General features: G+C 49.0%; 11 protein-coding genes. 1 reads left to right on the forward strand and 10 read right to left on the reverse strand.

Annotated features, from left to right (window positions below):
- Positions 1–48 precede the first annotated feature (48 nt).
- The 6 genes from CIP100161_RS06005 to CIP100161_RS06030 are packed head-to-tail and all read right to left on the reverse strand — an operon-like array spanning position 49 to position 7,626.
- A complete protein-coding gene (locus CIP100161_RS06005; protein ID WP_155872767.1) occupies positions 49–780 on the reverse strand; it encodes a cobalt-precorrin-6A reductase in 732 nt (243 codons plus the stop codon).
- Entirely contained in the window at positions 768–1,541 is a 774-nt protein-coding gene (gene cobM, locus CIP100161_RS06010; protein ID WP_155872769.1) for a precorrin-4 C(11)-methyltransferase, read from the reverse strand. Before cobM ends, CIP100161_RS06005 begins: the two co-directional genes overlap by 13 nt.
- 27 nt (positions 1,542–1,568) lie before the next feature.
- On the reverse strand, positions 1,569–2,849 hold the full coding sequence (cbiE, locus tag CIP100161_RS06015; RefSeq protein ID WP_155872771.1) for a precorrin-6y C5,15-methyltransferase (decarboxylating) subunit CbiE: 1,281 nt from the start codon (positions 2,847–2,849) through the stop codon (positions 1,569–1,571).
- A gap of 21 nt (positions 2,850–2,870) precedes the next feature.
- Complete coding sequence (locus CIP100161_RS06020) at positions 2,871–3,647, reverse strand: SDR family oxidoreductase (protein ID WP_155872773.1); 777 nt, start codon at positions 3,645–3,647, stop codon at positions 2,871–2,873.
- Positions 3,644–4,783: a M24 family metallopeptidase gene (locus CIP100161_RS06025; protein ID WP_155872775.1), complete on the reverse strand. Its 1,140-nt coding sequence runs from the start codon at positions 4,781–4,783 to the stop codon at positions 3,644–3,646. The genes CIP100161_RS06020 and CIP100161_RS06025 overlap by 4 nt, the downstream gene beginning before the upstream one ends.
- A 50-nt stretch (positions 4,784–4,833) precedes the next feature.
- Entirely contained in the window at positions 4,834–7,626 is a 2,793-nt protein-coding gene (locus tag CIP100161_RS06030) for a DEAD/DEAH box helicase (protein WP_155872777.1), read from the reverse strand.
- 99 nt (positions 7,627–7,725) lie between these two features.
- Here CIP100161_RS06030 and CIP100161_RS06035 point away from each other — a divergent pair, with 99 nt between their 5' ends.
- Positions 7,726–8,196, forward strand: a complete 471-nt coding sequence (locus tag CIP100161_RS06035) for a tRNA (cytidine(34)-2'-O)-methyltransferase (protein ID WP_155872779.1) — start codon at positions 7,726–7,728, stop codon at positions 8,194–8,196.
- An 84-nt stretch (positions 8,197–8,280) separates the two neighbouring features.
- Here CIP100161_RS06035 and tatC read toward each other — a convergent pair whose 3' ends face one another.
- From tatC to CIP100161_RS06055, 4 genes are all read right to left on the reverse strand, one after another.
- Entirely contained in the window at positions 8,281–9,375 is a 1,095-nt protein-coding gene (gene tatC / locus CIP100161_RS06040; protein ID WP_155872781.1) for a twin-arginine translocase subunit TatC, read from the reverse strand.
- Positions 9,376–9,447: 72 nt separating this feature from the next.
- On the reverse strand, positions 9,448–9,714 hold the full coding sequence (gene tatA, locus CIP100161_RS06045; protein WP_003851463.1) for a Sec-independent protein translocase subunit TatA: 267 nt from the start codon (positions 9,712–9,714) through the stop codon (positions 9,448–9,450).
- Positions 9,715–9,748: 34 nt separating this feature from the next.
- Complete coding sequence (locus tag CIP100161_RS06050) at positions 9,749–10,780, reverse strand: helix-turn-helix transcriptional regulator (protein ID WP_232053107.1); 1,032 nt, start codon at positions 10,778–10,780, stop codon at positions 9,749–9,751.
- Positions 10,773–11,750, reverse strand: coding sequence for a helix-turn-helix transcriptional regulator (locus tag CIP100161_RS06055; protein ID WP_155872783.1), 978 nt, complete (start codon positions 11,748–11,750; stop codon positions 10,773–10,775). The genes CIP100161_RS06050 and CIP100161_RS06055 overlap by 8 nt, the downstream gene beginning before the upstream one ends.
- Positions 11,751–11,752: the final 2 nt, after the last annotated feature.

Below are 11,752 nucleotides of genomic sequence, written 5' to 3' on the forward strand. Positions count from 1 at the left end.
TTTTAGATGAGAAAAGCCCGAGGCCACACCGATTATTTACATCCTGAGTTACAAGGAATCAATAATTTCAGCTACCTCTGCAGCTGAGGTGGCAACATGAGTAACCTTGGGCAATTGAGGTCGTTGCACCATTATTACGTCAATACCTAGGTCGCGGGCGGCATCAAGTTTGGCGTGTGTGAGCGGCCCACCAGAATTTTTGGTAACAACACAGTCTATCTGGTTATCAATCATCAATTTTTTCTCGCTTTCCAGTGTGAAAGGACCACGAGAAAGTATGAGCCGATGACGTAGAGGTAACGTCACTTGGGGATGCTCTACGGCACGTACGACGTAAAGGTTATGAGCGTCGTGAGCAAATGGAGCTAGTTGTTGTCGGCCAATTGTTAGAAAAATATGGTGATAGTCACGAGTAGCTTTTTCTGCGGCTTCCTGCATTGATGGCACTGGAATCCACCGGTCACGGGGCCTTTGCTTCCATTCGGGGCGATGTAATGCAATCAAAGGAATACCAGTAGCTCTGCTTGCTTCGGCGGCTGAAGCACTAATACGTTCTGCAAAAGGATGGGTTGCATCAATGATGACTTCAACTCCTTCGCGCAAAAGCCACTGTGTTAGTCCGGCAGGCCCTCCAAAACCTCCGATTCTGATCTCGCCGACAGGAAGCTTCGGATTGGAAACACGTCCAGCTAAGGAACTTGTCACGCGCCAACCTGCAGCGTGAAGAATTGCAGCTACGTCGCGCCCTTCCCCAGTACCTCCCAAAATTAGTGCGCGCATGGAATCGTCCTACCGTGCTCATCTCGAGGTCGGTCATCGGAGTATAGGAATGAATCGGGGAATCCTTCAGCTCCGAGCACTTTTCCAACCACAATAATTGCTGTACGGGTAATCTCAGCGCTTCGTGTCTTTTCTGCAATGTCAGCAAGTGCTCCCCGGACAATTGCCTCCTCTGGACGAGAGGCGTAAGCAACCACAGCCGCTGGACAATGCTCACCATAGTGAGGAAGCAGCTCTGATACGACACGGTCAATGTCATGCACTGCGAGATGGATACACAAAGTTGCGCCGCTCTTACCTAAAGTAGACAGGTCCTCACCTTGTGGCATAGCTGATGCACGACCCGAAACTCGAGTGAGGATGACTGTTTGACCGACAGTAGGGACGGTAAGCTCATGTCCCAATGCTGCGGCAACAGCCGCAAAAGCGGGTACTCCTGGGACAATTTGATAGTCAATTCCCAACGTAGTGAGCCTGCGAGCTTGCTCTGCCACAGCCGAATAAATTGAGGGGTCACCAGACTGCAGCCGAGCGATATCGTGCCCATTCTTATGCGCAGCAACAATTGTTTCCATGATCTGGTCAAGCGGCATACGGGCTGTATTAATCACCTGAGCGTTTTGTGGAACAGATTCCAACACTTCTGGTGGAACAATAGATCCAGCGTACATGCACACCTGTGCCGATTTGATGATGTTATGCGCACGAAGTGTAAGAAGATCTGCAGCACCGGGGCCTGCACCAATGAAGTAAACTGTCATAATGAATTAAACCTTATTGCCTTCTACTCAGAGTTCCTTTGTCAATGCTTTTACTACGGTCCATTGGTGTACCGGTAATGCAGGTTTCATGGTGATGAATGAGCCCACTGTGTGTTCACGTGAAATTGCAAATGAACTCATAGTTCCACCAAATTGTTTACGCAGTGCCCAAAGCACTTGTTCGCTTTCTACCGTCACTGCGTTGGCTACTAATCGACCCCCTACTGGTAGGCGTTTCCATGCGGTCTCGAACACACCCGGCGCGGTAAGCCCACCGCCGATGAAGATGACGTCGGGGTTGTCTGGAACATCGTCGAATGCTCTGGGGGCGCCTTGCTGCACTGCTATCCTATCGGATACCCCGAGGTTGATTGCATTGCTGAGGATTCGTTCGCGACGTTCTTCAGATATTTCGAAGCAGACAGCTGTCGTTTGTGGTGTTGAACGCAGCCATTCGATAGCGATGGAACCGGATCCGCCTCCGATATCCCACAGATTTTCATGAGGTTTAGGTGCCAAAGCAGATATCGTGAGTGCTCGGACGTGTTGTTTTGTGAGCTGACCATCGGTGACGTACTCGGAGTCTGGTAGTCCCGGTACTCTACTTCGGGTGGCGGCGAGTGGGCGTATCGCGATAACGTTCAATGCTGAATCGTTCGACGGGTAGTCAGTAGCTACTCCTGAAGTAATTGTTTCGCTAACGCTGCCGATATCGCTCAGAACGGTTACTTCTGCGGTGCTTTGTCCTAAAGCAATGAGGTGTTCACAGATCTCGCGTGGAGACTCATGGTTGCGTCCTAATACTAAGAAACGGTCCCCTTGTTCGATCGCTAACGTGAGATGTGCGATGGGGTGGGTAACAAGGCTGTAGACGCTTGTAGTATCTAGCGCCCAACCGAGTTGTGCGCATGCTAGCGATGCCGATGATGGCTGTGGAATCACAGTCATGCTGTGATTCGGAAGCAGTCGGTGGAGTGTGCTGCCGATACCGTGAAACATGGGGTCACCGGATCCAAGGACTACGACTTCTTTGTCGATGAATTCAGCGAAGAGTGCTGGGATTGCCGGAACAAGCGGAGATGGCCATGCGATTCGGTCGCCTTGGAAATCTTCGGGGAGAAGTCCGAGTTGGCGTTTGGACCCGATGATGATTGTGGCCTGGCGTAGTGCGGTGCGAGCTTGTGCACCGAGTTCTTCTACACCGCCAGCTCCAATTCCGACGACGGTAATGGTACCGGTGTGTGCTTGGCCATCGTCGTTTTTGGGGCGTCCTAATTCAGAAACGCGCGCGGTTGCTTCCATACTCATAGTTACTCTATTCTACCCCGTTTAGCGTGGCATTTTGCGCCAAATTCGGCGTGGGACGAGCTTCATTATTGCGGCAAGAATCGCTAGCTTCGACGGTATCCATAGCGTTGTGCTTGTAGATTTTTCTTTTGTTGATCGAGTAATTGCTGAGCAAATCGCTTCGGCGACGATGCTAGGAGTAACTGACATAGGAGCGGGTTTCATTCCTCGAGTCATGTGTCCGATAACGAAACCTGGTCGAGCGATGATCATTTTTACTGAGCTGCCATGAAGAGAGTCGGCAAGTCCTTGGCTGAATGCATCGAGTCCGGCTTTTGTCGATCCGTATACGTAGTTGGCCCGTCGAGGCCGCCATCCTGCGATAGATGAAAATACAGTGATCGTAGATGTATGTGTTTGTCGTTTCATGATGTCGGCAAGCACCGTAAGCACAACAATTTGTGCCGTGTAATCTATCGTCGCGATTTCAGCTGCATGCGATTCGTCTGATTCGGCTTTATTCTGGTCACCGAGGATTCCGAAACTGACTACGGCGTGATCAATGCGTGGAATTTGGCTGATTATCGGCCTTATCGACGTACAATCTGTTGCGTTGAATTCTTGGACCTTGACGCTACGTGCACCTAGCTCTTTGAGCACCGACACTAGTCCCCCACGGGCTGTAAGACGTTCTGATTGTCGCGCTAAGAGAACAAAGTCGCGGTTGCAGGCAAGATTGATGGCAATCCTCCCTGCGATTTCGCTTGAAGCTCCTACAATGACGACTGTTTCTGTTATTTTTTCCATGTTGTAGCTCATTGCAATGTTCGCGGCTGGTTATTTAAACGTTCACAGCCTGATTCAGTAACGACGACTATGTCCTCGATTCGGGCGCCGTATTTTCCTGGAATATAGATTCCTGGCTCAATGGAAAACGCCATTCCAGGTTGAAGTACTAGCTTATTCCCTTTCATAATGAATGGTTCTTCGTGAGTAGATAGTCCGATTCCGTGTCCGGTTCGGTGAATGAAATATTCTCCATATCCTGCTTGCGTGATGATCTCTCGCGCGACATTATCTACAGATTCGGCCGTTACCCCTGGGCGGACGTGAGCTACTGCAGCCTCTTGGGCTTTTTCTAGTACTGCGTATAGGTTTTTAGCTTCGGAAGGTGCGTGTTGCGGGCCACCAACGACAAAAGTGCGCGTGCAATCCGAATGATATCCAGCTCCAAATGTTCCTCCGATATCAACGACCACGATGTCACCAGTATTGAGGATACGGTCTGAAAAATCATGGTGCGGATTCGCTCCATTCGGGCCACTTCCAACAATGATGAAATCGATTGCGGAATGCTCTTGGGCTATAAGTCGATGAAGATCTTCTGCAACTTCGGCTTCTGTGCGTCCTGCAGTAATCAGGTGGGGAACTTCGGCATGAACTTTGTCGATTGCTTCACCTGCAGAGCGAAGTTGTGCGATTTCATCAGGGTCTTTATTGATAAAAAGTTCGCTCATCACAGTGTTTGCTAATACAAATGAAACCCCTTGTCCTGCAAGTCCCATCAGGTTAATAAGATGTGCCGCTTCAAGGTGATCATCAACTCCGATTACCTCTGAGTCTTTTAGCGGCGATAAGGCATTCATAGCTAGGGTATGCGCGTCTTCCCCATCATCCCAATACTGGGTTGTAACGCCCATTTCAGCTATGGCACTGCGAACTACATCGCCTCGATCCACTGAGGGCACCACAAAGACCACATCAGATAGTGAAGAAAAATCTGCAGGGATTATCAAAGCACTAAAACGCTCGTGGGTATCTATGCGTAGACCAGTGAGATATTCCAGTTGTGGTCCTGGGCCAATTACTACACCGCGAAGCCCGTGATTGATTGCCCCTTGAGAAGCTTGCTGGAGTCTTTTTGCATACACACTTGAAGGAAATGTATTGATCATAGGGATTAATAGTAAACCTCGGTGTCACACACCGAGGTAGTTAATGAAAACTAGTTTCCGATCGCTACGACGCCTCTGCGTATAGCGTCGATAGCCTTGCGCGCTGCGCGCCGGGTGTCATTATTGTAAGCAGTCGATCGTACTTGTTCGAGCAAATCGACAACCTGTCGGCATTGGCGAACAAAATCTCCAGGCGTAAGCTCGGCTCCGGATTCCGCGGCAGCAGCAATACAATAACCGAGCGGAGCGCCGGCCGCCCACTGATGCATCGCCAATGCGAATCCACCTTCGGGATACCTAGTGACGGGTAGCCTATAACGACGCTCGTCACTGCTAAGTTCCTCCCAAATCCGTACGGTGTTGTTCATGGCTTTCGCCATTTCTTCGGTTGCAGCGTCAGGTTCTCCACGAGTTTCTCGGCGATTTTCAAAAGTACACATGCTAACTACACCAGCTAATTCAGCAGGATCTAGGTCATCCCAGATTCCCCGCTTGAGACATTGTGCCACTAATAGATCAGACTCGTTATGAATCTGGCAGAGGTTTTCGCCTTCTTCAGTAATGACAGGAACCCCATCACGGAATTCGACGTAATCATATTCGGCGAGCAAGTTAACAATTCGATCGAAAGTACGGCCAAGCGTATCGGTTGCCTCGTTGACTTTGCGTTGAGCTGCCTCGAGCATGCGTTGCTGTCGCACCAACTGTTCCCCCACCCGAGCAAGATCTTCCCTCTTGCGCCAATGATGTGCAGGGTGTGAACGAAGCTGCTCCCTCAGCGCCGAAATAGTCGCATTTGGACGATTCCGCGGAGATGTTTTCAGCCGTCTAGGACGTTGGAAATTCGCTTTTCGGAACTGGTCAACTACAAAACGCGAATTTTTCCGTGGTTGTGCAATAGTTTGCCTGCTCAAACGCATATGCCCAATAGCTACTGGAGGCATGGCAAATGCATCTGGTCCTACGCGTCCAGACCAACCCGTTTCCATCGTGATCCATACCCGTGGGTCTTTTTTATTATTGGCTGGATTAACCACTACAGCTAGTAGCGGATGCTTTTTACCGGGCATTGCTATCACATCACCAAGCTGCAGCTTGCTTAATACCCTTGTCGTTTCCATGTCACGTTGTTCAATAGCCAATCGCTTATGTTTGCGTTCTTCTTCGGTGAGCTCACGACGTATGTGGATGTACTCCAAGAAACTATCGACGGCTCCTGCACCGTCTTGATCGTGACTATCAAAGGCAGCATGGAGTTGTTTAGTTAATTGATCGACGGATTTTTCTAAGGATTCGATTGCTTTAATATCATCGACAACACTGCCATCAGCTTGGAACTGGGCAAAAGATTTTTCTAACAAGCGATGAGCTGGATCAAAGCCGATAGTCTTCAGCAAGTTCACCGACATGTTGTAACCCGGCGCAAAGGTAGAGACCAATGGATAAGTGCGAGTAGAGGCAAGTCCAGCAACTTGTCCTGGGTCCATCGCCGGTGCCCATCGCACCACCGCGTTTCCAATGACATCGATACCTCGACGGCCTGCACGTCCAGTCAACTGCGTATATTGTCCAGGTGTTAGGTCGGCGTGCCCTTCACCATTAAACTTCACGAGTTTTTCCAAAACAACCGTGCGCGCCGGCATGTTGATACCAAGTGCCAATGTTTCTGTGGCGAACACCGCTCGAACTAGTCCTTTGGTAAATAGCTTTTCCACGACATGGCGAAAAGCAGGCAACATACCTGCATGATGTGCCGCGAATCCACGCATCAGTGCTTGGCGCCAGCGACGATAGTCAAGTAGACGGAGATCATCTTCGGGTATTCCCGCTACTCCAGCGGTGATGATATCGGAGATCTCTTGTGATTCTTCTTGAGTAGTAAGGACTAGGCTCGATCGCATACATTGATGGAGCGCGGCGTCACAACCGGCGCGAGAGAAAATAAACGTAATCGCAGGTAACATGTCCTGTTCTTGCAAGATATGAAGGACATCTGGGTGTGATAAGGCTCGATGCTTGTCCGAACGGTGGTGCGGGGATCGTCGAGAAACTCGGTTATCTGAGTCCATCGCACGAGATCTATTTCGAAATCCTCCAGCTTTGAGCTGGGCGCGGCCGTACTCTGTGCCATCTGTGGCCGTTCCTTCGAGACGCTCGATGTGCTCGACGAGACGACTATTGACTTCTCCTGTTGTGCCGGGCTCAAATAAGGGATGCATACGACGGGCAACGAGCATCCATTGGTTGAGAGGCACAGGGCGGTTTTCCGAAACAATAATTTTGGTATCACCGCGAACAGTATTAAGCCACCGGCCGAATTCCTCTGAATTGCTCACCGTCGCGGATAAACCGATCACGTTTACAGCTGCGTCAAGGCCAAGGATTGCTTCTTCCCAAACTGCACCACGGGAGGAGTCAGACAAAAAGTGAATTTCATCCATCACGACGTGACTGAGCCGATCTAAAGCCTCTGAATCTGCGTAGATCATATTACGAAGAACTTCAGCAGTCATGACGACTATGTCGGCATCTCGGTTGATGGAAACATCACCAGTAAGCAGGCCGACCTTATCTTCACCATGAGCTTTTACAAGGTCGTGGAATTTCTGATTACTAAGTGCCTTAATCGGTGTGGTGTAGAAACACTTAGTCTGTTGCGAAAGGGCTAGGGAAACCGCAAATTCACCGACAATAGTCTTTCCAGCTCCCGTAGGTGCACAAACGAGGACACCCCGGCCGCTTTCGACCGCTTGGCACCCTCGGATTTGAAATTCATCAAGTGGAAAATTTTGACGTGCAGCAAAATAGCTTAAATGTGATTCTGGTTCCACGGTGGCATTCATGCTCTCAAGGCTACTTGCTAGATGCGGAGAAAACGTAAATAGGGTGATGGATCATGGTGGTGTCACGTTTTAGATAATGTAGCCCTACACTCTTTTACTATGAGTAAGCTTCATATCGTTTTTGATAATCCAGTAATTCCTAATAACACAGGTAATGCTATTAGGACTTCCGCCGTAACTGGTGCAAGTTTGCACCTTATTGAGCCGCTGGGGTTTAACTTTGAAGACAAGAACCTCAAACGTGCAGGATTGGATTACCACGACTTAGCTGATGTCCATATTCATTCGACTTTCGATGCCTGCATGAATGCTTTACCGCTTTCTAGGGTCTTTGCTTTTTCCTCTCATGCAACCACTTGGTACACCGATATCGAATATAAAGAAGGTGATGTCCTCCTATTCGGTACCGAACCGACAGGATTACCAATTGAACACCTTGAACATCCTCGCGTTACTCAGCAGGTACGAATCCCCATGTTACCGGCACGTCGTTCCATGAATCTTTCTAATTGCGCATCCATCGCGATTTATGAAGCCTGGCGCCAGTTGGGCTTTGAAGGGGCACAATAGTTCCAACGCTTCAGAATAGATAAGGGAGCAGCAACGCCTTAATACAGCGTTGCTGCTCCCTTATCTATTCTGAATGGCTTCTAGCTAAAGTACGTCATCAAAATTTGATTGTGTATCAAGCCGTTGTGGTCGTTCTAATGCGGAAGGAGTCACAGCTGCCGGAAATTCTGGGGCCGATGCGGCGATAGGACTGCTTGGTGTGATTGGATCTGAAGAAGCAATAAGTGTACTGCTGTCAAGAGAATCGGATGCTGGTGTGAGCGTAGATGCATGCTCATCATCAACGTCCATCCAATCTGGACGTGTATTCTTACGCCGTTTGTCGTTCAACCGAGTGAATTGAATCGCGAGTTCTACAAGCAGGCATAATGACGCGCCGAGCGCCACCATTGAATATGGATCTTGGCCTGGCGTCATGAATGCAGCAAAAATAAAGACAGATACGATAATGATGCGTCGCTTATCTTTGATTGATTCATAGCTTAAAATTCCGGCGAGATTGAGCATTGCGATAATAAGTGGTACCTCAAAGCTCACACCGAACATGACAAGCAGGGTGAGGATGAAATTGAAGTATTGGCCGCCAGACAACGCGGTTACCTGAAACTCACCACCCATTGTGAGTAGAAACTGCAGACCAACTGCGATAACAAAATAGGCTAAAACAGCACCGGAAACGAATAAGGTAACTGCCGCTGTGACAAAAAATAACGTCCACCGGCGTTCGTTTTTCATCAATCCTGGCGTGATAAAAGCCCACAGCTGTTGCAGCCACACTGGCGAAGCGAAGACTGAACCTGCAAGCGCGCCAACTTTGAGGCGAAGCATAAACATCTCAAACGGGCTGGTGGCGATGAGTCTGCATTCACCGTCAAGAGTTAACACTGCCCTGTTTTCAGGTGGAAGCGAACAGTATGGTCCGCGCAAGATATCGCCAAGGGAACGTAGCGTAAACCAATGGAGATTGACTGGGTGTTGATACCACATGAACCCCACGATGGTGCCAACAATTAAGGCCAAAACTGAGATGATTACTCTACGGCGAAGTTCTTGCAAATGCTCTACAAGAGACATCGAGCCATCGGTAGGACGTTTCGGACGCACAGAAAAAGGATTATGAATCCGATTCCGACGAACCCTCGTCGCCTTGGTAGCGGACTGAACATCAACGTTGCTCATTTGAGTTCCTTAAGTACATTATGCGTAAACCCCTTTCCATATATGGTTGGGGCTTACGCATAAATACCAGTGTTATTGCTGTGGACGCTGAATATCAGTTGGCTGTGGCTGTGGAATCTCTACAGGATTGACAACTTGTTGCTGAGCCTGTGCTGCGATCTGGCGCTGCTGCTGTTGCTCCTCATAGCGTTGATCGTCATTGCTCATTTCTTTTACTTCAGACTTAAAGATGCGCATAGAGCGGCCAAGAGAACGCGCTGCATCGGGGAGCTTTTTGGCGCCAAAAAGCAGTACAACGATGACGAGGATTAACAGGATTTCGGTAGGTCCTAGGTTCATGATGAGCCTTTCTTTCAAGGTCGATAGTAAGCAATCATTCTAAGGACTCTTTCCCCTCAAACTGATTGCCCTCGGCATGTTCACTAGCATACGCGGTCAAGCCCAATTTGGCTGACTCACGCACGCTATTAGCTAGAGGAGATCTGACGTCTCTTAAACGCATGCGGTCTGCATTGCGTTTTAAAGTATCAATGAGCCACGAAGTGGAGAATACTGGCATGACCGCTCGAATCCAGCCGTTGTGTGCGGGCTGAACGTCTTCGAGTGGAAATACCGTGGTTAGCCATTGGGCGGATTCGCATATTTCAATTTCAATGTGTTGTTCAGCTGTTTGGAGCTCAAACGGGTCGGAGGCATCGAAGTGCAAAGAAGATACGTGTGGCTGGGCAGGTTTTGTACTCAACCACACATCGCGAATCTGAGTCGTCAAAAACGTTCGGTGTGATTGAGCTTTGTGGTCCCAACCAACTAAGTAGGTGGATCCATCAGCGCTAAAAAGCCGAGTAGCGCTAACTATTCGTTCTGTTGTGGTGTCTTTTGCGCGGGAATAGTAAACAAATCGAAGTTGCACCCGTTGAGCCATAGAGTCGCGAATGACATCAATAACTGGTTCTGCGGGAGGAGTATCTTCAAAATGCTGCGAATCGAATACAGCGGAAGATTCGGGGCCCATAATTTCTCGAAGTTTTTTAGCTGCACTTTTTACCGTTTCCATGTGAACTAATTCAGGAAATTGTTCGAGATATTCCAAAGATAGTAGCAACGCACCTGCTTCAGTTCGTGTAAGTCGAAGCGGAGCGTCCATGCCTTGACTATCAAGGATAGTTACAGATTGAAGTTGTGCATCAAGATCAACTAGTTCATCGGGAAAGGTGCCTGGACCACAACAAAACAGTCGGTTGAGGTCTTCTTTAATTTGGCTTGGCGTCGATCCTAAATCAACCGCAGCCTCCATCATGGAACGTCCTGGGTGAGCTTGAAAGTAGGGCAACAAATTAAGCAAACGGACCAGATCAGCAAGTCGGTGATTGGCGTTATTGCGATAAGTAGACTCTATTTTAATCAACCCCTGCAGCTTGTTTGAGCAGCGATACGACATCAGTAATGAGATCGGTAGGGCTGAGCGCTCGTGCATGCGGCGCATATCGTGCAAGCGTTCGCACCAACCAATCACGGTCGACATCGCGAAGTAACAATGTGCCGTCTTGTTGCCATTCTCCCCTACTTGTCAACTCCTGTGCCTTGCCTGACTGCACCGCGATCACTGAGTTGACGAGCAGCTTCCCACGACGAAGTTGTTCTTTTACTAATTGTTGAAGGTCAATGTTGGCATCTGGCTCTACAAAATCAGTTTCTGAATCAACGCGTCGGATCCCAGCAACTTTCGTGATGCGAAAACAACGAGGTGCTTGTCTATCATGATCGTAGCCAACTAGATAAACTCGGTCTCGTTCGCTCACAATCGACCACGGATCCATAACGCGTTGTTGAGGCGACGAAGTAGACGTTTCGTAATAATCAAAAGTTATGGCACTTCGGTGTGTGCGGGCAGCTAAGATCGCATCAAAATCGCGGACAGCAATAGCATTAACGTCGTTTACTGGCGTGTACCGAGGAGTGCTCGTGAGCTCGCGTTGAACACCGCTAGCTGCAATTTTAGTCCACCCAGATCGAGAAAAAGTAGCTAATTCGTCTCCTAGGCCCATTTGTCCAGCCAGTGCTAAAACCGTCGCTTCTTCAGGAGTGAAAGTCACTTCAGGAAGTGAATAATCTTCAGTGCGCAAACGATAAAGAGTTTGTGCACCGGTAGCGATTGTTTCGATCGGAACACCGGCGCGGTCAAGGGCTGCGCGATCACGTTTGAATAATTGATGCGCAGCAGCATCGCTGCGGATCTGACCTGCAGAATTTTTTGCATAACCATCAACATGTTTGATAACCCAGTCAGCTGAAATATAGTGTCTGCCTTGGGTTTCGGCGCGCAAAAATGCAAAGGTCAAATTCACGATTCTTTCCAGCGCTACATCTTTACCCATGA

Origin of the sequence: Corynebacterium rouxii (assembly GCF_902702935.1) — a bacterium.
Taxonomy (GTDB): domain Bacteria; phylum Actinomycetota; class Actinomycetes; order Mycobacteriales; family Mycobacteriaceae; genus Corynebacterium; species Corynebacterium rouxii.

Excerpts from the sequence above, each read along its gene's own strand:
- CIP100161_RS06005 (WP_155872767.1), bottom strand. The coding sequence starts at position 780 with ATGCGCGCACTAATTTTGGGAGGTACTGGGGAAGGGCGCGACGTAGCT.
- cobM (WP_155872769.1), bottom strand. The coding sequence starts at position 1,541 with ATGACAGTTTACTTCATTGGTGCAGGCCCCGGTGCTGCAGATCTTCTT.
- cbiE (WP_155872771.1), bottom strand. The coding sequence starts at position 2,849 with ATGAGTATGGAAGCAACCGCGCGCGTTTCTGAATTAGGACGCCCCAAA.
- CIP100161_RS06020 (WP_155872773.1), bottom strand. The coding sequence starts at position 3,647 with ATGAGCTACAACATGGAAAAAATAACAGAAACAGTCGTCATTGTAGGA.
- CIP100161_RS06025 (WP_155872775.1), bottom strand. The coding sequence starts at position 4,783 with ATGATCAATACATTTCCTTCAAGTGTGTATGCAAAAAGACTCCAGCAA.
- CIP100161_RS06030 (WP_155872777.1), bottom strand. The coding sequence starts at position 7,626 with ATGAATGCCACCGTGGAACCAGAATCACATTTAAGCTATTTTGCTGCA.
- CIP100161_RS06035 (WP_155872779.1), top strand. The coding sequence starts at position 7,726 with ATGAGTAAGCTTCATATCGTTTTTGATAATCCAGTAATTCCTAATAAC.
- tatC (WP_155872781.1), bottom strand. The coding sequence starts at position 9,375 with ATGAGCAACGTTGATGTTCAGTCCGCTACCAAGGCGACGAGGGTTCGT.
- tatA (WP_003851463.1), bottom strand. The coding sequence starts at position 9,714 with ATGAACCTAGGACCTACCGAAATCCTGTTAATCCTCGTCATCGTTGTA.
- CIP100161_RS06055 (WP_155872783.1), bottom strand. The coding sequence starts at position 11,750 with ATGGGTAAAGATGTAGCGCTGGAAAGAATCGTGAATTTGACCTTTGCA.